Consider the following 20470-nt stretch of genomic DNA (forward strand, 5'->3'; position numbering starts at 1 on the left):
AAGGACACGAACATGCTGCGGAAGTTCATTTCCGACCGCGGCAAGATCCGTGCCCGCCGCGTGACCGGCAACTGCACGCAGCACCAGCGTGACGTCGCCACGGCAGTCAAGAACAGCCGTGAGATGGCGCTGCTGCCCTACACGTCCACCGCGCGATAAGGGAAGGGTGACAACAGCATGAAGATCATCCTCACCCACGAGGTCTCCGGCCTCGGTGCCGCCGGCGACGTCGTCGACGTCAAGGACGGGTACGCCCGTAACTACCTGGTTCCGCGTGGCTTCGCCATTCGCTGGACCAAGGGCGGCGAGAAGGACGTGGCGCAGATCCGCCGCGCCCGCAAGATCCACGAGATCGCGACGATCGAGCAGGCCAACGAGATCAAGGCCAAGCTCGAGAGCGTGAAGGTTCGCCTGGCCGTTCGCTCCGGCGACGCCGGCCGTCTCTTCGGCTCCGTCACCCCGGCCGACATCGCCTCGGCGATCAAGGCCGCCGGCGGTCCCGACGTCGACAAGCGTCGCGTCGAGCTCGGCTCGCCGATCAAGACGCTCGGCGGGCACCAGGTGTCCGTGCGTCTGCACCCCGAGGTCGCAGCGAAGCTCGGTGTCGAGGTCGTTGCTGCCTAAGGGCAGAGCTCAGCAGAGTCGATGAAGGGCCGCACCCCGCGTTGGGTGCGGCCCTTCATCGCGCGCGAATGCCTCTCCGCTCCTGGGCTCCGGACCTTGGTGCGTACGGTTTCACGTGAAACAGCCATGCGTGAGCCCAAACCGGGGCGGCCGGCCCCGTTTCACGTGAAACATGACCGGCTCGGGAGCGGCCCCGGATTCAGCGCGTCGCCCCGGTGACGATCCACCGTCCCGAGCGGGTCCGCAGCCAGAGCGTGGCGAGGCGCACGGCCATCATCAGGACCATTGCCCACCACAGCGCCGTAAGACCGCCGCCGAGGGATGGCACCAGCAGGGCGACGGGGGCGAACGCGGCGAGTGTCACGAGCATCGCCCAGGCCAGATACCAGCCGTCTCCCGCGCCCATGAGCACACCGTCCAGCACGAAGACGACACCGGCGACCGGCTGGGCGACGGCTACCACGAGGAGCGCGGGGAGCAGAGTGTCCTTCACGGCTGGATCGCTGGTGAACAGCGGAATGAACACAGGACGGGCGAGCACGATCAGTACGCCGAGGACGATCCCGCAGCCGATCCCCCACTCGACCATCCGGCGGCAGGCCTGTCGGGCTCCCTTCTCGTCGCCCGCTCCCAGGTAGCGGCCGATGATGGCCTGGCCCGCGATGGCGATGGCGTCGAGCGCGAAGGCGGTCAGGCTCCAGAGGGAGAGGATGATCTGGTGCGCGGCGATGTCATTGTCGCCGAGTCGGGCTGCCACGGCTGTGGCGATCATCAGGACGGCCCGCAGTGACAGAGTCCGGACCAGCAGGGGGACGCCTGCCCGGGCGCAGGCCCTGATCCCGGCGCCGTCCGGCCGCAGGGACGCGCCGTGTCTGCGGGCTCCCCGGACGACCACGACCAGATAGGCGGCTGCCATGCCCAACTGGGCGATCACCGTGCCCCATGCCGATCCGGCGATGCCGAGGCCGACTCCGTAGACGAGGGCGACGTTGAGCACGGCGTTCGCCGTGAAGCCGCCGATGGCGACGTACAGCGGGGTGCGGGTGTCCTGGAGGCCGCGCAGCACTCCGGTGGCCGCGAGCACGACGAGCATCGCGGGGATGCCGAAGCTGGAGATCCGCAGGTAGGTGATGGCGTGGGGCGCGGCGGTGTCGGACGCGCCGAAGACGTCCACCAGCCAGGGTGCGGCGGGGACGGTGACGGTGACGACGACAGCGCCGAGCAGCAGGGCCAGCCAGATGCCGTCCATGCCCTGCCGGATCGCGGCGGAGAGGTCTCCCGCGCCGACGCGGCGGGCGACGGCGGCTGTGGTGGCGTAGGCGAGGAAGACGAAGACGCTCACGGCGGTCATCAGCAGGGCGGCGGCGATACCGAGACCGGCCAGCTGTGGAGTGCCGAGGTGGCCGACGACGGCACTGTCGACCATGACGAACAGCGGCTCGGCGACCAGCGCGCCGAAGGCCGGCACGGCGAGGGCGACGATCTCCCGGTCATGCCGTCGGCGGCTCGCTTTCGGGGGCGTGGGTGCCTGAGTCATGGGGGTCAATCTAATCTTCCACAGGTAAGAGATGCAATCCCTCTGTGACCCTTACGAAGAGCGCCGGGGCGGCTTCCTTCCCGCCCTGTTCGCGGTGATCTTGAAATGAGGACGAAAGTTTTTCTCTCCCACAGTCGGTGGACGGAGAATGTGCAGGTCAAAGGGGCGATGGCGACGCGGCTATGAGTTTGTCCACAGTACTGTCCCCCGGTCCGTGCACAGGATCCGCAGAGTTCTCCACAGCATCTGGTCCGTCGTCCACATGCCCTGTGGATAACCAGATTGGCTGACGGTGCCGACGGGCCTACCGTGGTCCGGCGCCCGCACTCCGTTCCGGCCGGGGGATCAGCAGAACCAGACGCGCCGGAAGCGGAGTCGGGCGACCTGTTTGTCGGTGCCGTGCCGTAAGAAAGAGTGGCACGGCTAGGTCCGCGAAGCGGACGGGAGGAGGTGGCCCGGTGAGCATTCCCGAGCCTTTGGACGACCCCTGGGCCGACGTCGGTCCCAGCGACCGTCTGCCTGTCTCCCGTCAGCGCCGCGGGGAGCGCAAGGGCCGCGAGGACCGGCACGACAGGGGCTCGGACGAGGGCTGGGACGGCGGGTCCCCGAGCTTCGAGCGGGTGCCTCCCCAGGACCTGGACGCGGAGCAGTCGGTGCTCGGCGGCATGCTGCTGTCCAAGGACGCCATCGCGGACGTCGTGGAGATCATCAAGGGCCACGACTTCTACCGCCCGGCCCATGAGACCGTCTACACCGCGATCCTCGACCTCTACGCCAAGGGCGAGCCGGCCGACCCGATCACCGTCGCCGCGGAACTGGTCAAGCGCGGTGAGATCACCAAGGTCGGCGGAGCGCCTTACCTGCACACCCTCGTGCAGTCCGTCCCGACCGCGGCCAACGCCTCGTACTACGCGGAGATCGTCCACGAACGGGCGGTGCTCCGGCGGCTGGTCGAGGCGGGCACGAAGATCACGCAGATGGGATACGCGGCGGACGGGGACGTCGACGAGATCGTCAACTCCGCCCAGGCCGAGATCTACGCCGTCACCGAGCAGCGCACCAGCGAGGACTACCTGCCCCTCGGCGACATCATGGAAGGCGCTCTCGACGAGATCGAGGCGATCGGATCGCGCAGCGGCGAGATGACGGGCGTCCCGACAGGCTTCACCGACCTGGACGCCCTGACGAACGGACTGCACCCGGGGCAGATGATCGTCATCGCGGCGCGTCCCGCCATGGGAAAGTCGACACTGGCGCTGGACTTCGCCCGCGCCTGTTCGATCAAGGGCAACCTGCCCAGCGTGATCTTCTCCCTGGAAATGGGCCGCAACGAGATCGCGATGCGCCTGCTGTCCGCGGAGGCGCGGGTGGCCCTGCACCACATGCGCTCCGGCACGATGACGGACGAGGACTGGACGCGCCTCGCGCGACGGATGCCGGACGTCTCGGCCGCTCCGCTCTACATCGACGACTCCCCGAACCTGTCGATGATGGAGATCCGCGCCAAGTGCCGCCGTCTGAAGCAGCGCAACGAGCTCAAGCTCGTGGTCATCGACTACCTCCAGCTGATGCAGTCCGGAGGGGCCAAGCGCGCCGAGAGCCGACAGCAGGAGGTCTCGGACATGTCCCGAAACCTCAAGCTGCTGGCCAAGGAGCTGGAGCTCCCGGTCATCGCGCTCTCCCAGCTGAACCGTGGCCCCGAGCAGCGCACGGACAAGAAGCCGATGGTCTCCGACCTGCGTGAGTCCGGCTCCATCGAGCAGGACGCGGACATGGTCATCCTGCTCCACCGCGAGGACGCCTACGAGAAGGAGTCACCGCGAGCGGGCGAGGCGGACCTGATCGTGGCCAAGCACCGTAACGGCCCGACGGCCACCATCACCGTGGCCTTCCAGGGCCACTACTCCCGCTTCGTGGACATGGCCCAGACCTGAGGGGTGCGGTCCGGGATCTCGGATCGGCTGGCCGCACGTCCAGGCCGGTGGCCATTCAGCGGCCCATCGGCTCGGCTTCTGAGGGAGGGTCGGGTGACTCGGCAGGCCGAGATTCGGTGTCCCGAGCTGACTCGCCCCCCGGCTGTTCGTGGTCGGCTAGCCGCGATCGGGGCGCGGCGCGGGCGGCTCGTCCGAGGGCGGGGGCGGGGGTGTTTCGGGTTTCGTGGAGAGGATTTCGCGGGCCTGTTCCGCGGCGCGGGTGATGCTCTCGCCGACGAAGTCGACGAAGCGGGCGATGTTCTCCAGGCGGGTGGCGGCCGGGCTGTCGGGGCCGAGGATGCCGACGCCCTGCCGTGCCGTCTCGGCGAGCACGGCGTGGGAACGGGCGCTGGCGATCATCGACTGGTACCAGACGTCGTCGTCGGCGATGTAGCGCTCGCGGCGGCGGTCGTCGCGTTCCCGGCGGATGAGGCCCTGGCCTTCGAGGAAGGCGACCGCCTTGGAGATGGACGCCGGGCTGACTCGGAGGCGCTGGACGAGTTCGGACGCGGTGAGGCTGCCCTCGTCGGTGGTGTAGAGGGACACCAGAACGCGGGCCGTCATCTTGGGCAGCCCCGACTGCATGAGGAGGGCGGTGAACGCCTCCTCGTACGCGTGCACGGCGTCCGCGTCCCGCCCGGGGGCCGGCGTGGCCGCCACCGACTCTCGGCGCGCGGTCTGACGGCGGCGGTGCGCGCGCTGCTCGGTGGCGCGATGCGCAAGGTCGGCGCGGTAGGCGATGGGGCCGCCGTTGCGCATCACCTCGCGTGTGACCGTCGACGTGGGGCGGTCGATGCCTCTGGCGATCTCCGCGTAGGCGAGGCCCTCGGTCAGTCCCAGCGCGATCTGCCGGCGCTCCTGCTGGGTGAGTCTGCCTCCCGGCATCGCGTCTCCTGCTCTTCCGCGGGGTGATCTTCCAGGCGGTCCCCGACAGTCCGACTATAGCGTTCATTCCTCATTCATTGCAACGAGAGATCGCTGATACGTTGCGTTGCAAGTCAATCCAATGCAACACTTTTGCTGCTTTGAGCTGCGCTTATTGCGAAGTCATGCAACGAGTGTGTTGATGTATTTGTGAACGCAACGTAGCGTTTCTGGTGTCAGAAACATTGCGGCCAAGGAGAGAACGATGCAGAAGTTCGACACCCCCGCCCCAGTCCTCGCCGTCCTCGACATCCCCGCAGGACACCTTCGGTTCATCGCCGCGGAACGGTCCGACACCACGGTCGAGATCCTGCCCGCGGACGCCTCGAAGGGCTGCGACGTGAAGGCGGCGGAGCGGATCACGGTCGCCTACGGGGACGGCGTCCTGCGGATCGAGGCTTCCCCGGCGGAGAACCGGATCCTCGGCAGCTCCGGATCCGTCGAAATGACCGTGCGGCTGCCCGTCGGCTCGCACATCGAGGCGAGGGCGGCCGACGCCGAGTTGCGCGGCGTCGGGCGGCTCGGCGACGTGGCCTTCGAGGGGCAGCGGGCCACCGTCAAGCTCGACGAGGCCGACGGCGCCCGCCTCACTCTCCTCGCCGGAGACATCTCGGTCGGCCGGCTGGGCGGCCCGGCGGAGATCAGCACGCAGAAGGGCGACATCCACATCGCCGAGGCCGTGCGCGGAACGGTCCGGCTGCGCACCGAGGCCGGCGACCTGTCGGTCGCGGCGGCCCGCGGCGTCTCGGCCTCCCTGGACGCGGGCACCGGCCACGGCCGGATCCACAACGCGCTCAAGAACGCCGACGGCACCGCAGACCTGAGCATCCACGCGACCACCGCCTTCGGCGACATCACCGCCCGCAGCCTCTGAGGAACACCCACCATGACCGACCGGGCCATCGCCGCGAACGGGCTGCTCAAGTCCTACGGCGGCAAGACCGTGCTGGACGGCGTCGACCTGGCCGTCCCCGAAGCGTCGACTTCTCCCTGCTCGGTCCGAACGGCGCCGGCAAGACCACCGTCGTCAAGATCCTCTCCACGCTCCCGGCGCCCGGTCCGGGCTCCGGCGACATCCGTGTAGGCGGCCACGACCTGGCCACCGACTTCCGGGCGGTGCGGTCCGGGATCGGTGTCACGGGACAGTTCTCGGCATGCTGCTCCTGCCCTTCGTATACGTCTTCGGCAACACGATGAGCGCCGGCCTCACGGGCGGAGAGGCGAACCGCACCGCGCGGGCTCCTGCTCGGCACCGGGATCGGCCGCAACGGGTGGCTCGCCGTCGCCTGGTGCCTCGGGCTGGCAGTGCTCGGCTACTTCTGGTCCACCTCGACGTTCAACCGCGATCCGAAGCAGCCGTCGTGACCACGCCGGGCGTCTTCCGCGACTTGTTCCGCACCAGGGCCGCGTACGCCGACATAACCGCTGGTGAGGTGACGTGCCTTCAGGTATGGGTGGAGCATGAACACTTCCTCTGAAGATCTCCTCCCCAGCACCCGGCGTGCCCTTCTGCACCGCACGGCCACCGCCCAGCGCGAGGGCCGGGCGCCCTCCCTCGTCGCCGCTGTGGGGAGGCAGGGACGCATGGTCTGGAGCGGGGCGCGAACAGGTGTCGAGGGGCACGCCTCGGATGCCGGTACGCAGTACCGGATCGGCTCGATCACCAAGACGTTCACCGCCGTACTCGTCATGCGGCTGCGCGACGAGGGGCTCATCGATCTGGGCGATCCGCTGGAGAAGCACCTTCCCGGCACCGGAGCGGGCAGGGTGACGGTCTTCCAACTGCTCGGGCACAGCGCGGGGCTGGGAGCCGAGACGCCCGCCCCCTGGTGGGAACGGACCTCGGGCAGCCTGCGCCCCGAACTGGCCGACGTGCTCGGCGAGCGCCCGCAACTGCACCCGGCAGGCCATCGTCACCACTACTCCAACCCCGGTTACACCCTCCTGGGTTCACTGGTGGAGGCGGTGCGCGGGGCCTCCTGGGAAGAGGTGTTGAACCGCGAGATCCTGGAGCCGCTGGGCATGCGCCGTACGACGACGCGGCCGGTCGCTCCGCATGCCGACGGGTGGGCCGTTCATCCCTGGGCCGACGTGCTGCTGAGGGAGCCCGCCGAGGATCTCGGGCTGATGGCGCCGGCCGGTCAGCTCTGGTCGACCGCCGCTGATCTGCTGAGGTTCGCCGCCTTCCTCTCCGAAGGCGACGACCGGATCCTGTCAGCAGCTTCTGTACGAGAGATGCGCAGGTCCGCGGCGCCCACCGAGCCAGGCAGCAGCGGATACGGTCTCGGGCTCCAGCTCGTCGGAGGAGGAGACGGCAGCCGTGTGCTGGTGGGGCACGCGGGTTCGCTGCCCGGATTCGTCGCCGCGCTGTGGTTCAGCGAGGAGGACGACGTCGCGGCGGTCGTCCTCGCCAACGCCACGTCCGGTCCGCTCGTCGGAGTGGTCGCAGCCGAGCTCGTCGCCATCGTCGCGGACGCGGAGCCGCGGATCCCGGAGCCGTGGAAGCCGCTGCCCGAGTTCGACGATGAGCTGCTGGGGCTGACGGGCATCTGGCACTGGGGGACCCATACGTTCGTGGTGAAGGCGGCCGTGGATCGCGGTCTGGAGCTCAGGCCGCTGGCCGTCGCGGGTCGCGGCACATCCTTCGTCGCCCAGCCGGACGGTACGTGGAAGGGGCAGGACGACTACTACGCGGGGGAGACCCTGCGTGTCGTGCGCAGGCAGGACGGTTCGGTGGACCATCTCGACCTGGGCTCGTTCGTCTTCACCCGCGAGCCCTATGAAGCCGGGACGGATGTGCCAGGCGGCGTGGACGGAGAGGGCTGGCGCGGATCCGGCGTCTGAGCGCGGGCTGCGACGGACCGGAGCGGGTGTTTCACGTGAAACACCCGCTCCGGTCCGAGCAGCTCCAGCGCGCTCCGGGTCCTCGCGCAGAGCGGACCCCATGCTCTGAGCGGACTTCTCGCTCAGAGCATGCTCAGGCCCTCAGGCCCTGTTCAGAGCGCCAGCTTGAAGCCCACGTGGCTGGCCGTGAAGCCCAGCCGTTCGTAGAAGCGGTGCGCGTCCTGACGCGTCACATCCGACGTGAGCTGCACCAACTGGCATTCCCTGCGCCGGGATTCCTCCACCGCCCACTGGATCAGCTCCGTGCCCAGGCCGGTGCCGCGCTCGTCACCGTGGATGCGGACCCCCTCGATGATCGAGCGAGTCGCGCCGCGCCGGGACAGCCCGGGGACGATCGTCAAGTGGAGGGTGCCGACCACCCGTCCCTCGCGCACGGCGACGACGACGTGCTGGTTCGGGTCGTCGGCCAGCCGGTGGAACGCCGCTTCGTACGGACCGAGGTCGTCCGGAGACTCGCGCTGCGCTCCGAGCGGGTCGTCCGCGAGCATGGCCACCACAGCAGGAAGGTCGGCGAGGCCGACGGGGCGTATCCCGAGTTCGCTCATGGTCGGCACAGTACGCGGCAGGTCGTGGTCAGGCAGGGACCTGGCGCTCCTCGACGACCCTGACGAGAGGGGCGAGCTCAGGGACCAGGGACGCCTCGTCGAGGGCTGTCCGCAGTGCGCGGTCGTTGGTCGGACGGGCCGCTTCGAGCAACGCCAACCCGGCCTCGGTGACGTCGGTGTAGATGCCCCGGCGATCGGTGTCGCACAGGTAGCGGGTCAGCAGCCCGCGGTCCTCCAGCCGTGTGACCAGGCGCGTGGTGGCGCTCTGACTGAGCACCACGGCGTCAGCCACCTGCTTCATCTGAAGGTGGCCGCCGGGACCGTTGTGCTGCCGGCTCAACACGTCCAGCAGCGAGTACTCGCGCGAGCTGAGCCCGTGGCCCGCTTGCAGGGCCCGCTCGACGCGGGTCTCGATCTTGCCGTGGAGCAGGGAGAGAGCGCACCAGCCCTGCGCGAGGGCGGTGAGAGCGGGATCGGTCGCGGTCATGGGGTCTCTCCTCCGTACGGGAGCGTGGTGATTCCAGGATAGGGGACACCTGCAATAGCCCGCGCTTGCATTTAGCCAGCGTCTGCAATTATTGTGGACGCTCGTAAGGCGCAGACGCAATCTTCAGGGAAGGTGAAACCCATGCCGCTCGCGCTCCTCGCCCTCGCCATTGGGGCATTCGGGATCGGAACGACCGAGTTCGTGATCATGGGGTTGCTCCCTGAGGTCGCCGGTGACTTCCAGGTCTCCATCCCGACCGCAGGCTTCCTCGTCACCGGCTACGCGCTCGGCGTGGTCCTCGGTGCTCCGCTCATGACGCTGCTCGGCACCCGCGTGACCCGCAAGCGCATGCTGATGCTCCTGATGGGGCTCTTCATCGTGGGCAACGTGATCTCCGCGATCGCACCCGTCTTCGGCGTCATGCTGGCCGGACGAGTGATCGCTTCCCTCGCGCACGGTGCCTTCTTCGGCATCGGCTCGGTGGTCGCGGCCGATCTGGTCGCCCCGCACAAGAAGGCCGGCGCCATCGCCATGATGTTCACCGGCCTCACCGTCGCCAACGTGGTCGGCGTACCGCTCGGCACCTTCATCGGGCAGACCGCAGGCTGGCGGATCACGTTCTTCCTCGTCGCGGCCCTCGGCGTCATCGGCCTCCTCGGCGTGGCGAAGCTCGTCCCCGAGCAGCCCAAGGCCGAAGGCGTACGCATCCGCCACGAACTGGCCGCCTTCCGCAACGTCCAGGTGCTCCTCGCGATGGCCATGACCGTGCTCGGCTTCGGCGGAGTCTTCGCGGCGATCACCTACATCACCCCGATGATGACGGATATCGCCGGTTACTCGGCCTCGTCCGTCACCTGGCTGCTGGTTCTCTTCGGCCTGGGCATGGTCGGCGGAAACCTCATCGGAGGCAAGTTCGCCGACCGCCACCTCATGCCGATGCTGTACGTCTCGCTCGGGGCGCTCGCCCTGGTCCTGGCCCTGTTCACCGTGACCGCTCACAACCAGATCGCCGCAGCCGTCACCATCGTCCTCATCGGCGGACTGGGCTTCGCGACCGTGCCCCCGCTGCAGAAGCGCGTTCTCGACCAGGCGGCAGGCGCCCCCACCCTGGCCTCCGCGGTCAACATCGGGGCCTTCAACCTCGGCAACGCGCTGGCCGCCTGGCTGGGCGGTCTGGTGATCGCGGCCGGCCTCGGCTACACCGCGCCCAACTGGGTCGGCGCCGCGCTCGCCGCCTCGGCCCTGGTCCTGGCTGTGCTCTCCAGCGTGCTGGAGCGTCGGGAGCCCGCCGGAGCGGCCCGTTCCGCCGCCGAAGCCGCCCCCGAGCCCCTGGCCGCCGCGGCCCGGCACTGACCCTCCGGGGCGTCCCGTCGGTCAGGCCGTGCTCCAGGCGTCAGGCCTGACCGACGAGACACCCGTCAGTCCTCCCCACCACCCGTACCTCCACACCGACAGGAAGCACTTCCATGAGCACCACCACGACCGCAGTCGCCCCCCTGACCATCCAGGACGCGGAAGCACTCATCGAAGGGGCCGCCGCCGCCGCAGCCTCGGCCGGAGTCGCCGTCGCCGTGAGCGTCGTGGACGCCGGCGGGCACCTGCTGGCCTTCCGCCGCGACGACCGCGCCGTCCTCATCGCCGGTGAGACGAGCACCCGCAAGGCGTTCACCGCCCTGCAGCTCGACAGCCCCACGGCGGACCTGGTCGACGCCGTCCAGCCCGGCGGCCTCTTCCACACCCTGCCGACGGCGCTGGACCGCCCGCTGCTCTTCCTCGCCGGAGGCGTCCCGCTGCACCGCGACGGCCGTCTGATCGGAGCGATCGGGATCGGCGGCGGAGCGCCCGCGCAGGACCACGAATTCGCCTCGGCCGCCGCTGACACCCTCGTCTGAGCTTCGGCCCGGACATCGGACGTCCGCCGAGCGAGACGTCCGCCGAGTGATACGACAGCCGCGCCGCCCTTCAGGCGGCGCGGCTGTTCGGCTGGACGGCCCGCCGTTCCGCGTCAGCCCGTCGCGAGAGTGAGCGGGACGAACCTGCGGGCGGCGTCCCCCGGCAGTGCCGGAATGCCGTACGTCATCACGGCCGTCCCGGCCGCGGGCTTCATGCCGCGGTCCTCCAGCCAACCGAGCAGTTCCTCGTGCCGCGCGTCGACGTCGATCCGCAGCGGCCGGTCCGTCGTCGCGGCCAGCGCGGTCACGAGAGCCTTCGCCGTCACCGTGTCCCGGGCGATCACCGGGCCGATCACGTGGGTGTTCCCGCTCGGCCACAGGCCCGCGTACCCGGTCAGCTCGCCGTTCTCCTCGGAGACCTGGAGTCCGTCGCAGAAGGCAGGAAGCCGCGCGATGATGTGCGTCCGGTCGGTGCCGAAGACCGGGAGGTCGAGCCCGACCAGCTCCCGCAGATCGTCGGCCGCCGCCGGACGCGTACGGACAGCCGGACGCGTATGGACACCGGAGCCGGATGCCTTCGCGCCGTCCGCGACGAAACGGCCCTCCAGCCGCTCGGCCCGTCCCGAGTGGGAGAACCCGAGCGCTTCGTAGAGCGGGGCGCCCTGGGAGGTCGCGTACAGCGCGAGCGGGGTGGAGCCGACGGCCTTCATCACGTGCCGCATGAGTCGCCGGGCGACCCCCTGCCGGGCGTAGCGTCCGGCGACGAGCAGCATGCCGACGGCCGCCAGCCCCGGCCCGTAGGACGTCACCACACAGCACGCCATCAGCCCCTTGCCGTCCGGCGCGTCCACTCCGTACGCCGTGCTCGCCGAGAGGAGGAGGCCCCATCGGTGCTCGTCGCGGGGCCAGCCGCGGTCCTCGCAGAGATCGGCGCAGGGGACCAGGTCCTCCCGGGTGAGGCGCCGAACGGGCAGATCGAGGAGGCTGGGTGATGGGCTGTGCATGAGGTCAGGCTGTCTGACGCGATCATCGCCCGTCCACCGGTTTGGTGGAAGTGGCTGAGAACCGCAGACGGGGCGGCTCACGGAGGCGGAGACGTGGGCGACGAGCAGTCCCCGCTGTACAGGGCGTCCGATTGGTTTCACGTGAAACACCGCGCCGGGTACGCCGTGCCGGGAGCCGTCGGTCCTGCGAAGGGTGCTTCAGCCCAGGTCGGGGGCGTGCATCGCCCGTACGCCCTCGATGTTGCCGTCCAGGTAGTGGCGGAGCGAGAGCGGTACGAGGTGTACGGCGGCGATGCCCACCCGACTGAACGGGACGCGGACGATCTCGTACTCCCCGCAGGGCTCGTCGATCTCCGGTCCGTGCCGACGGGACAGGTCCATGGAGGCCAGCCGGCAGACGAAGAAGTGCTGGACCTTCACCCCCGTCACACCGCCGTCCGTGATGTGCTCGACGGTGTCGACGAAGCAGGGCACCACATCGACGATCTTGGCGCCCAGTTCCTCGTCGACCTCGCGGTGCAGGGCGTCGACGACCGTGGCGTCCTCGGGCTCGACGCCGCCGCCCGGTGTGAGCCAGTAGGGATCGACCCCCGGCTTGGTGCGTTTGATGAGGACGAGGTCGTCGCCGTCGAGCAGGATGGCGCGTGCGGTGCGCTTGACCACAGGACGTTCGGTCATGGCAAGAGAGTGGCCCGCGGAGACCCGTCTGAAACTACCGGGGCTCACCCGGCCGCCGGACGACCGAGGTGCGCGCCACCGAGACGTGTGCCCCTGGCGGGCGGCTTCAGGCGGGCAGCCCTCCGGCTGCGTCCAGTGCCTGCTCGACGTCCGCGAGCAGGTCCTGCGGGTCCTCCGCGCCGACGGAGAAGCGGACGAAGCCTTCCGATACGGCGTCGCCGCCCCAGCGCCCCCGCCGCTCGGCGGTGGAACGGACGCCGCCGAAGCTCGTCGCGTCGTCGACCAGCCGGAGCGCTGCCAGGAAGCGTTCGGCGGTCTCACGGTCGGCCAGTTCGAACGAGACCACGGAGCCGAAGCGCCGCATCTGCCGGACGGCGGTGGCGTACGACGGGTCGGTCGGCAGCCCCGGATACCGCAGCCCGCTCACCTCGCTCCGCCTGCCCAGTGCCTCGGCGAGCGCCAGCGCCGTGGCGCACTGACGGTCGACGCGCAGGTGCAGCGTGGCCAGCGAGCGGTGGGCGAGCCAGGCCTCCATCGGGCCGGGGATCGCGCCGACGACCTTGCGCCAGCGTCGGATGTCCGCCGTCAGCCCGGGGTCGCGGCAGGTCACGTGTCCGAGCAGGAGGTCGCCGTGCCCCGTCATGCCCTTGGTGTCACTGGCGACGGAGAAGTCCGCGCCGAGCTCCAGCGGGCGCTGACCGATCGGGGTGGCCAGCGTGTTGTCCACGGCGACCAGCGCGCCCGCCGCGTGCGCCGCGTCGACGAGCCGGCGGATGTCGCAGACGTCCAGGCCCGGATTGGACGGGCTCTCGATCCACAGCAGCTTCGCCCCCGCCAGCAGGGCCAGCTGCGCATCGCCTCCGGTCGGTGCGGTGCGGACCGCCACGCCGTAGGCGGCCAACTGCTCCCGCACGAGCGGCAGGGCCTGGTAGCCGTCGTCCGGCAGCACCACGGTGTCGCCCGTGCGGACCTGGGAGAGCAGCACAGCCGTGATCGCGGCCATGCCCGAGGCGAACACCGTCGTGCTCACCTCCTCGCCGGGGGCCTCCAGCTCGCCGATCGCCCGCTCCAGATGCGTCCACGTCGGGTTGGTGTCGCGGCCGTAGGTGTACGGGCCCACCGGCTCGCCGGAGAGGTGGAAGTGCGCGGCGAAGACCGGACCGGGCAGGGTGGGTTCGAACTGCTCCGGTTCGGGAAGTCCGGCACGTACCGCACGCGTTCCGTCGCCCAGGGTGTTCATGCTGCTCCTTCACTGTGCTGCCCGGCGGGACACCGGGTGACCTGCACTCTTCCAGAGACCCGCATTCAGTCCTCGTCGGGCAGGACCACGTTGAGGGCCCAGGAGACGACCGAGATGATCAGGCCGCCGAGGGCCGCCGTCCAGAAGCCCTCGACGTGGAAACTGAGGTCGAACAGGCCGGCCAGCCAGGAGGTCAACATCAGCATGAGGGCGTTGACCACCAGCGTTATCAGCCCGAGCGTGAGGATGAACAACGGGAACGTCAGGAGCTGGACCACCGGCTTCACCAGGAAGTTCACCAGGCCGAAGATCAGCGCGACCAGGATCACGGTGAGGATCTTGCGGCCGGTGCTGCCGCCCTCCAGAGTGATGTTGCTCAACAGCCAGATGGCCACGGCCAGCGCACCCGCGTTGGCGATCGTCTTGACTACGAAATTCTTCATGTGTCTGATCGTGGCAGACACGATCAGCGGCGAACACCGGCAGCCCGGACCGGTACGGATCGGCACAGGCGCGAGGGGCAGGACGGATCATGAAGGCATTCCGACTGGACGAGCTGGAGGCGGAGCGCGCCGCCAACGACGGCGCCTACCTGCAGTTCCTGCGGGAGCGGAACATGTCCGTCGGCCTCTACGCGCTCGACGCGGGCGACCTCGACCCGCAGCAGCCGCACCAGCAGGACGAGGTGTACTTCGTGGTCAGCGGGCGGGCGGCGATCACGGTCGGGATGGAGACGACCCAGGTGGGCCGGGGAAGCGTCGTCTATGTCCCCGCGGGTGTGGCCCACAAGTTCCACCACATCACCGAGGACCTGCGGGTGATGGTCGTCTTCTCGCCGCCGGAGGGCTGAGCGCCGCGATCCCGCGGGGCCTCCCGCCCTGGTCCCTAGGGGTTCGATCAGGGGTCTTCAAGGGCTGCCGGCCCCCCGTCGCCGCCTCTCCCGCCTTTAGCATCGAGGCAGGAAACGGAGAGACGAGGTGGAGCGGATGGCCGTGCGGGAGATTTTCGCGGGGATGCCCTGGTGGGTGAAGTGGGTCGCGGTGCCCCTCATCGCGATCTTCGTGTTCGGCGGTCTGATCGCCAGCGTGGTGGGCTTCGTGATCGGCCTGCTCTTCAAGGCGCTGGTCTTCGTCGTCCTGGTCGGCGGCCTCGTGTTCGTGGTGCGCAAGTTCATGTCGTCCTCCTCCTCGCGCGGTGACCGGTAGGCCCTGGCACGACGGGGTGCGCGCCGAACCGGTCTGTGCCGACCGGTCTGCGCGAGGTTCCGCTGACGGCTACGGGCGGATGCGGCGGCCGGGAGGATTAGCCCAGCTGAGCTAAGTCCCGGATCAAACCACCCATCTGCCGGAAGCGGCCGATACAGTGGCATACCGCTGCCGCCATCTGGAATGTGACCTTCTGTCACCGAACCGACCGAGTGACCAGTGGTTTGTACGACTGTCAGGTCACTGGCCTCCGGTCGCTGTGCCCGACCCGGTCCTCGCCGGGCACCGGGTTTCCGGCTTCCTCCGGTCCCGAGGATCGCGGCGGGCCCGTGGGGGCGGCCCCCACGGGAGGGCTGACGGCCCGTCACCATGCCTGGGGGTGACCTTTGACCACGGCATCGAGTACCGCTGTCCCGACGTTGATCGGTTCGGTTCAGCGGGCGCTGAGGCTGCTGGAGGCTGTGGGCGCCCATCGGCACGGGGCGCCCGCGAAGCAACTCGCACGGGAGGCGGGGCTTCCGCTTCCGACCGCTTACCACCTGCTGCGCACCCTCGCCCATGAGGGCTATCTCCGCCGGGAGAACGGGGTCTTCCTCCTCGGCGCTGCCGCCGAGAACCTGACCGCCGCCCCGGGGGTGCGCAACCGCTCCCTCGTCACCGACTCCCTCGCGCAGTGGCGGGACGCCTTCGGCGTTCCGGTGTACTGCGCGGTCTACCGCGAGGGCGAGATCGAGCTCATCGCCGTCGCGGACGCCCCGGACGCTCCCGCCGTCGACGAGTGGGCCTCGTTCCGGGAGACCGGGCACGCGCACGCCATCGGTCAGTGCCTGCTCGGTCAGCTCGACGAGGCGGGCCGGGAGGACCACCTCGACCGGCACCCCGTACGGCCGCTCACCCGTTACTCAGTGCGAGATCGTGCGACTCTTCTTGAGCGTCTGCGAACGCTCCGGCGTGACGAACCGGTCATCGAACGTCAGGAGTACACCCTGGGGACCGTTTGCGCCGCCATCCCCATCACGGCCGGTGCCACCATTGCGTCGATGGCCATTTCCGTACCCCTGGAGCGGGAAGAACGGTTGCTGCCCGCAGTCGAACAGCTACGTGGCGAAGTGGCGAGCCTCTTGCGTTCGTTCGTGTTCTCTATCAGTATCTGAAAAATCACTCCTTGTGATCTGCTATCGCGTGCACCACGATGGCGTCAATAGGGCCATGGGGGATCATTCCTGGCCAGATTCATCTACTGCGGGGTTGAACGATGCGCGAGTCGGTTCAAGCAGAGGTCATGATGAGCTTCCTCGTCTCAGAGGAGCTCTCGTTCCGTATTCCGGTGGAGCTCCGGTACGAGGTGAGCGATCCCTATGCCATCCGTATGACGTTCCACTTGCCCGGTGATGCCCCGGTGACCTGGGCGTTCGGTCGTGAGCTGCTGCTCGACGGGCTCAACAGCCCCAGCGGTGACGGCGATGTGCACATCGGGCCGACCGAGCCCGAGGGCCTGGGCGATGTGCACATCCGGCTCCAGGTCGGCGCGGACCGCGCGCTGTTCCGTGCGGGCACCGCGCCGCTGGTCGCTTTCCTCGACCGGACGGACAAGTTGGTTCCGCTGGGTCAGGAACACACGCTGGGTGACTTCGACGGCAACCTGGAGGAGGCGCTGGGGCGCATCCTCGCCGAGGAGCAGAACGCGGGCTGACCGGGTACGCCCGTGTTCGCGCCCTGACCCTGCACGGTTCCGCGACGTCCCCGTCGCCTCGGACCGAGACCACCCCGCGCCCCCGCACCGCGCCCGCCGTACGCCCTCACGCCTTGCGGCGACGGCCCCGGCCGGTGCGCGCGGGCGTGCGCGGCGCGCCCTGCCCGCCGTCGCTCCCGCGGTCCGCGGAGACCACCAGCGCGGCGAGCACCGTGGTCACCGGAACCGAGGCGACCAGTCCGATCGAACCGATCAGCGTACGGACGATCTCCTCCGCCACCAGCTCGCTGTTGGCCACCGTCCCCACGCTGCTCTGAGCGATGGAGAAGAGCAGCAGCAGCGGCAGCGCCGCACCGGCGTACGCCAGGACCAGGGTGTTGACCACCGAGGCGATGTGATCCCTTCCGATACGGATCCCTGCCCGGTACAGGCCGCGCCAACCCATCCTGGGGTCGGCCTGGTGAAGTTCCCAGACGGCGGAGGTCTGGGTGACCGTCACGTCGTCGAGCACCCCGAGCGAACCGATGATGACGCCGGCCAGCAGCAGACCGCTCATGTCGATGTCCGGGTACAGGCCGTGGATGAGGCCGGTGTTGTCGTCGGTGTTCCCGCTCAGACTGGCCCAGCCGATGAACAGGGAGCCCAGCAGCCCGATCAGCAGCAGGGAGATCAGCGTCCCGACGACGGCGACCGAGGTCCGGGCCGTCACCCCGTGGCACAGGTAGAGGGCCGCCAGCATGATGGCACTGGCCCCGATCACCGCCACCACCAGCGGGTTCGAACCCTGGAGGATCGCCGGAAGGATGAACAGGGTCAGCACGGCGAACGACACGACGAGCGCGATCAGCGCCATCAGCCCCCGCAGCCTGCCCACCACGACCACCGCCACGGCGAAGATCCCGGCCAGCAGCGCCAGCGGGAACTTCCGGTCGACATCGTTCACGGAGTACTGGAGGTCGCGCGGCGCGTCGGGCGCGTACGCCACGATCACGCCCTGCCCCTGGTGCAGTTGGCGGGGCGCGTCCGGCTGGACCACCTCCACGAACTTCCGGCCCTTGTCGGCGCCGGTCGTCACCTCGACGGTCGCCTTCTCGCACTTCCCCCGCTGCTCGGCCACCGCCTCACCTCCCGACGGCATGGACGTGTCGCCGGTGGCCGGCATCTGCGCGGCGTTGACGTCCGCGCAGTCGACCTTGTCGACACGGACGACCCTGCCGTCCTCGGTCTGCCGGTCGAAGCCGACGCCGGTGCGCTCGTGCGCCGGCGCGCCGCCGGGCCAGAACGCGATCAGGCCCACGACGACCGCCGCGGCGAACGGGATCAGCACGGCGGCGATGACCTTGCGCAAATGCCGCGACACCGGGGCGGCCGGTCCGTGGCTGTGCGAGTGGCCGTGCGTGTGGCCCTGGGGCGGCTGGGGTGCGGGGTCGCTCTGGGGGGAGGTCACGGGGCGATCATCGCAAGAACGGGAGGGCCCTCTGGCCAGCTCGCCAGGGAGGGCGCTAGCGTGGAGGCACCTTTGAACACGCGGGAGCTCGGAGCACCGGGCTGAGAGGGCGCTGATCGCCGTACACGCGTACGGGACTTGCTGCGCCGACCGCCGAACCTGTTACCGGGTAATGCCGGCGTAGGGAGTAGGTCTCATGACCACATCGGACGCACGCACGCCTGCCGCGACACCGAACACGGGTGACGGGGCCGGGAAGTCCATCGGCTGGCACAAGGGATACGTCCAGGGCTCGCGCCCGGACCTCCGGGTGCCGGTCCGTCAGGTGCACCTCACCAACGGCAAGGACGTGACGCTGTACGACACGTCCGGGCCGTACACCGATCCCGCCGTCGACACCGACGTACGGCGGGGGCTCGCGCCCCTGCGGGAGCACTGGATCATCGCCCGCGGCGATACCGAGGAGTACGCGGGCCGCCCGGTCCGCCCCCAGGACGACGGGCTCAAGCACACCTCGCCGCGCGGTGGGCTGCGCAACCTCGACGCCGTGTTCCCCGGCCGCCCGCGCCAGCCGCGGCGCAGCCGCGACGGACGGCCCGTCACCCAGCTCGCGTACGCCCGACGGGGTGAGATCACCCCGGAGATGGAGTACGTCGCGATCCGGGAGGACGTCGAGGCCGAGGTGGTCCGCGAGGAGATCGCGGCCGGCCGCGCCGTGCTGCCGGCGAACGTCAACCACCCCGAGATCGAGCCGATGATCATCGGTAAGCGGTTCCTGGTGAAGGTCAACGCCAACATCGGCAACTCGGCCGTCACCTCGTCCATCGAGGAGGAGGTGGACAAGATGACGTGGGCGACCCGGTGGGGCGCGGACACGGTCATGGACCTGTCCACCGGCCGCAACATCCACACCACCCGCGAGTGGGTGCTGCGCAACTCCCCGGTGCCGATCGGCACAGTGCCGCTCTACCAGGCCCTGGAGAAGGTCGACGGCCGGGCCGAAGAGCTGACCTGGGAGATCTACAAGGACACGGTCATCGAACAGGCCGAACAGGGCGTGGACTACATGACGGTGCACGCCGGCGTGCGCCTGCCGTACGTCCCGCTGACGGCCCGGCGCAAGACCGGCATCGTCTCGCGCGGCGGTTCGATCATGGCGGCCTGGTGCCTCGCGCACCACAAGGAGTCCTTCCTCTACGAGCACTTCGAGGAGCTCTGCGAGATCCTGGCGGCGTACGACGTCACCTACTCCCTGGGCGACGGACTGCGTCCGGGCTCGATCGCCGACGCCAACGACGAGGCCCAGTTCGCCGAGCTGCGGACGCTGGGCGAGCTGAACACGATCGCCAAGCGGTTCGGCGTGCAGACGATGATCGAGGGCCCCGGGCACGTCCCGATGCACAAGATCAAGGAGAACATCGACCTTCAGCAGGAGATCTGCGAGGAGGCGCCGTTCTACACGCTCGGCCCGCTCACCACGGACGTCGCGCCGGCCTACGACCACATCACCTCCGGCATCGGCGCCGCGATGATCGCCTGGTGGGGCACGGCGATGCTCTGTTATGTCACGCCCAAGGAACACCTCGGGCTGCCCGACCGGGACGACGTGAAGACCGGCGTCATCACCTACAAGATCGCCGCTCACGCGGCCGACCTCGCCAAGGGCCACCCGGGCGCGCAGGAGTGGGACGACGCGCTCTCCGACGCGCGGTTCGAGTTCCGCTGGGAGGACCAGTTCAACCTGGCCCTCGACCCGGACACGGCGCGGGCGTTCCACGACGAGACGCTGCCGGCCGAGCCGGCGAAGACGGCGCACTTCTGCTCCATGTGCGGCCCGAAGTTCTGCTCGATGAAGATCTCCCAGGACATCCGGCGCAAGCACGGCGGTTCGCAGGAGGAGATCGAGGAAGGCATGGCGGAGAAGTCGCGGGAGTTCGCGGCGGCGGGAAACCGGGTCTACCTCCCGATCACCGACCGGTCCGCTCCGTAACCGGGTTGTTCCGAAACTGCTCCGTTCCGTGACCGCTCCGTTCCGTAACCGGCCCGTTCCGTAACCGGCCCGTTCCGTAACCGGTCGGTTCCGTAACCGTCCCGTTCCGTAGCCGGTCCGTCGGAGTCGGTTCGTCATCTACGGCAGGCGTGCGGCGTCGGGCCTTCCGGTCGGCGCCGCACGTCTTTCTGCGCCCTGTGGTCTTTCGGGCCGGTCCGTCCCGCTATACGAAGAGACAGGGATTCGGAAGGCATCTGCCCTGATTTCCCGCAGTGTTGGGCGTCGGTATGGACACGTTCGGGCGGCAGCTGGATGTACGTTCCGTCA

The 20470-nt window shown here is 69.5% G+C and carries 20 protein-coding genes, 2 pseudogenes and 1 riboswitch; of the genes and pseudogenes, 13 read left to right on the forward strand and 9 right to left on the reverse strand.

The features are described from left to right. The first annotated feature begins 177 nt into the window (after window positions 1-177). Window positions 178-624 (forward strand): 50S ribosomal protein L9, encoded by a 447-nt coding sequence (rplI, locus tag EES43_RS14490; RefSeq protein ID WP_124269117.1) that lies wholly within the window; start codon window positions 178-180, stop codon window positions 622-624. A gap of 199 nt (window positions 625-823) precedes the next feature. Here rplI and EES43_RS14495 read toward each other — a convergent pair whose 3' ends face one another. After that, window positions 824-2161, reverse strand: a complete 1338-nt coding sequence (locus EES43_RS14495) for an MATE family efflux transporter (protein WP_124269118.1) — start codon at window positions 2159-2161, stop codon at window positions 824-826. A 458-nt stretch (window positions 2162-2619) separates the two neighbouring features. On the opposite strand from EES43_RS14495, the gene dnaB reads away from it, so the two are divergent. Then, window positions 2620-4095 carry a replicative DNA helicase gene (gene dnaB, locus EES43_RS14500; protein WP_124269119.1) on the forward strand — a complete coding sequence of 492 codons (1476 nt, stop codon included), beginning with the start codon at window positions 2620-2622 and terminating at the stop codon, window positions 4093-4095. A gap of 156 nt (window positions 4096-4251) precedes the next feature. Here dnaB and EES43_RS14505 read toward each other — a convergent pair whose 3' ends face one another. Continuing rightward, a complete protein-coding gene (locus tag EES43_RS14505) occupies window positions 4252-5019 on the reverse strand; it encodes a helix-turn-helix domain-containing protein (protein WP_124269120.1) in 768 nt (255 codons plus the stop codon). A gap of 244 nt (window positions 5020-5263) precedes the next feature. On the opposite strand from EES43_RS14505, the gene EES43_RS14510 reads away from it, so the two are divergent. The 4 genes and pseudogenes from EES43_RS14510 (at window position 5264) to EES43_RS14525 (ending at window position 7902) form a co-directional block, all read left to right on the forward strand. Beyond that, the gene (locus EES43_RS14510; protein WP_124269121.1) at window positions 5264-5932 is read left to right on the forward strand and encodes a DUF4097 family beta strand repeat-containing protein; all 669 of its coding nucleotides are present in this window, start codon (window positions 5264-5266) and stop codon (window positions 5930-5932) included. Window positions 5933-5944: 12 nt separating this feature from the next. Then, window positions 5945-6213: pseudogene (locus EES43_RS14515) on the forward strand (ATP-binding cassette domain-containing protein); the annotation flags it as partial. 78 nt (window positions 6214-6291) lie between these two features. After that, window positions 6292-6423, forward strand: a pseudogene (locus EES43_RS31345) (ABC transporter permease); the annotation flags it as partial. Window positions 6424-6519: 96 nt separating this feature from the next. Further along, window positions 6520-7902, forward strand: coding sequence for a serine hydrolase domain-containing protein (locus EES43_RS14525; RefSeq protein WP_124269122.1), 1383 nt, complete (start codon window positions 6520-6522; stop codon window positions 7900-7902). A 152-nt stretch (window positions 7903-8054) separates the two neighbouring features. Here EES43_RS14525 and EES43_RS14530 read toward each other — a convergent pair whose 3' ends face one another. Beyond that, window positions 8055-8507, reverse strand: coding sequence for a GNAT family N-acetyltransferase (locus EES43_RS14530; protein WP_124269123.1), 453 nt, complete (start codon window positions 8505-8507; stop codon window positions 8055-8057). Window positions 8508-8535: 28 nt separating this feature from the next. After that, a complete protein-coding gene (locus tag EES43_RS14535; RefSeq protein WP_124269124.1) occupies window positions 8536-8994 on the reverse strand; it encodes a MarR family winged helix-turn-helix transcriptional regulator in 459 nt (152 codons plus the stop codon). A 141-nt stretch (window positions 8995-9135) separates the two neighbouring features. On the opposite strand from EES43_RS14535, the gene EES43_RS14540 reads away from it, so the two are divergent. Next, entirely contained in the window at window positions 9136-10347 is a 1212-nt protein-coding gene (locus tag EES43_RS14540; protein ID WP_124269125.1) for an MFS transporter, read from the forward strand. Between the two features lie 113 nt (window positions 10348-10460). Then, complete coding sequence (locus EES43_RS14545; RefSeq protein WP_124269126.1) at window positions 10461-10886, forward strand: GlcG/HbpS family heme-binding protein; 426 nt, start codon at window positions 10461-10463, stop codon at window positions 10884-10886. 113 nt (window positions 10887-10999) lie between these two features. Here the strand turns inward: EES43_RS14545 and EES43_RS14550 are convergent, their stop codons facing one another. The 4 genes from EES43_RS14550 to EES43_RS14565 form a co-directional block, all read right to left on the reverse strand. Beyond that, complete coding sequence (locus EES43_RS14550; RefSeq protein WP_124269127.1) at window positions 11000-11890, reverse strand: GNAT family N-acetyltransferase; 891 nt, start codon at window positions 11888-11890, stop codon at window positions 11000-11002. Window positions 11891-12088: 198 nt separating this feature from the next. Then, window positions 12089-12568, reverse strand: a complete 480-nt coding sequence (locus EES43_RS14555) for an NUDIX hydrolase (RefSeq protein ID WP_124269128.1) — start codon at window positions 12566-12568, stop codon at window positions 12089-12091. 106 nt (window positions 12569-12674) lie between these two features. Beyond that, a complete protein-coding gene (locus EES43_RS14560) occupies window positions 12675-13808 on the reverse strand; it encodes a cystathionine gamma-lyase (RefSeq protein ID WP_124269129.1) in 1134 nt (377 codons plus the stop codon). A gap of 65 nt (window positions 13809-13873) precedes the next feature. Beyond that, window positions 13874-14251, reverse strand: a complete 378-nt coding sequence (locus EES43_RS14565; RefSeq protein ID WP_124269130.1) for a phage holin family protein — start codon at window positions 14249-14251, stop codon at window positions 13874-13876. Between the two features lie 89 nt (window positions 14252-14340). Between EES43_RS14565 and EES43_RS14570 the strand changes: the two genes are divergently transcribed. The 4 genes from EES43_RS14570 (at window position 14341) to EES43_RS14585 (ending at window position 16706) form a co-directional block, all read left to right on the forward strand. Further along, window positions 14341-14658, forward strand: a complete 318-nt coding sequence (locus EES43_RS14570; RefSeq protein WP_124269131.1) for a cupin domain-containing protein — start codon at window positions 14341-14343, stop codon at window positions 14656-14658. Between the two features lie 142 nt (window positions 14659-14800). Beyond that, window positions 14801-15013 carry a DUF5326 family protein gene (locus EES43_RS14575; RefSeq protein WP_124269132.1) on the forward strand — a complete coding sequence of 71 codons (213 nt, stop codon included), beginning with the start codon at window positions 14801-14803 and terminating at the stop codon, window positions 15011-15013. Window positions 15014-15399: 386 nt separating this feature from the next. Next, window positions 15400-16167, forward strand: coding sequence for an IclR family transcriptional regulator (locus tag EES43_RS14580; RefSeq protein WP_277426063.1), 768 nt, complete (start codon window positions 15400-15402; stop codon window positions 16165-16167). Window positions 16168-16268: 101 nt separating this feature from the next. Next, the gene (locus EES43_RS14585) at window positions 16269-16706 is read left to right on the forward strand and encodes an SsgA family sporulation/cell division regulator (protein ID WP_124269134.1); all 438 of its coding nucleotides are present in this window, start codon (window positions 16269-16271) and stop codon (window positions 16704-16706) included. Window positions 16707-16812: 106 nt separating this feature from the next. Here the strand turns inward: EES43_RS14585 and EES43_RS14590 are convergent, their stop codons facing one another. Next, complete coding sequence (locus tag EES43_RS14590; protein WP_124269135.1) at window positions 16813-18153, reverse strand: YibE/F family protein; 1341 nt, start codon at window positions 18151-18153, stop codon at window positions 16813-16815. Between the two features lie 70 nt (window positions 18154-18223). Further along, window positions 18224-18357: riboswitch (TPP riboswitch) on the forward strand. Here EES43_RS14590 and thiC point away from each other — a divergent pair. After that, window positions 18350-20143: a phosphomethylpyrimidine synthase ThiC gene (gene thiC / locus EES43_RS14595; RefSeq protein WP_124269136.1), complete on the forward strand. Its 1794-nt coding sequence runs from the start codon at window positions 18350-18352 to the stop codon at window positions 20141-20143. It overlaps the preceding riboswitch by 8 nt. Window positions 20144-20470: the final 327 nt, after the last annotated feature.

Origin of the sequence: Streptomyces sp. ADI96-02, assembly GCF_003846185.1 — a bacterium.
Classification (GTDB): domain Bacteria; phylum Actinomycetota; class Actinomycetes; order Streptomycetales; family Streptomycetaceae; genus Streptomyces.

Bases quoted from the DNA above. Each gene is read 5' to 3' on its own strand.
- rplI (WP_124269117.1), top strand. From the start codon at position 178: ATGAAGATCATCCTCACCCACGAGGTCTCCGGCCTCGGTGCCGCCGGC.
- EES43_RS14495 (WP_124269118.1), bottom strand. From the start codon at position 2,161: ATGACTCAGGCACCCACGCCCCCGAAAGCGAGCCGCCGACGGCATGAC.
- EES43_RS14505 (WP_124269120.1), bottom strand. From the start codon at position 5,019: ATGCCGGGAGGCAGACTCACCCAGCAGGAGCGCCGGCAGATCGCGCTG.
- EES43_RS14510 (WP_124269121.1), top strand. From the start codon at position 5,264: ATGCAGAAGTTCGACACCCCCGCCCCAGTCCTCGCCGTCCTCGACATC.
- EES43_RS14525 (WP_124269122.1), top strand. From the start codon at position 6,520: ATGAACACTTCCTCTGAAGATCTCCTCCCCAGCACCCGGCGTGCCCTT.
- EES43_RS14530 (WP_124269123.1), bottom strand. From the start codon at position 8,507: ATGAGCGAACTCGGGATACGCCCCGTCGGCCTCGCCGACCTTCCTGCT.
- EES43_RS14535 (WP_124269124.1), bottom strand. From the start codon at position 8,994: ATGACCGCGACCGATCCCGCTCTCACCGCCCTCGCGCAGGGCTGGTGC.
- EES43_RS14540 (WP_124269125.1), top strand. From the start codon at position 9,136: ATGCCGCTCGCGCTCCTCGCCCTCGCCATTGGGGCATTCGGGATCGGA.
- EES43_RS14545 (WP_124269126.1), top strand. From the start codon at position 10,461: ATGAGCACCACCACGACCGCAGTCGCCCCCCTGACCATCCAGGACGCG.
- EES43_RS14550 (WP_124269127.1), bottom strand. From the start codon at position 11,890: ATGCACAGCCCATCACCCAGCCTCCTCGATCTGCCCGTTCGGCGCCTC.
- EES43_RS14555 (WP_124269128.1), bottom strand. From the start codon at position 12,568: ATGACCGAACGTCCTGTGGTCAAGCGCACCGCACGCGCCATCCTGCTC.
- EES43_RS14560 (WP_124269129.1), bottom strand. From the start codon at position 13,808: ATGAACACCCTGGGCGACGGAACGCGTGCGGTACGTGCCGGACTTCCC.
- EES43_RS14565 (WP_124269130.1), bottom strand. From the start codon at position 14,251: ATGAAGAATTTCGTAGTCAAGACGATCGCCAACGCGGGTGCGCTGGCC.
- EES43_RS14570 (WP_124269131.1), top strand. From the start codon at position 14,341: ATGAAGGCATTCCGACTGGACGAGCTGGAGGCGGAGCGCGCCGCCAAC.
- EES43_RS14585 (WP_124269134.1), top strand. From the start codon at position 16,269: ATGCGCGAGTCGGTTCAAGCAGAGGTCATGATGAGCTTCCTCGTCTCA.
- thiC (WP_124269136.1), top strand. From the start codon at position 18,350: ATGACCACATCGGACGCACGCACGCCTGCCGCGACACCGAACACGGGT.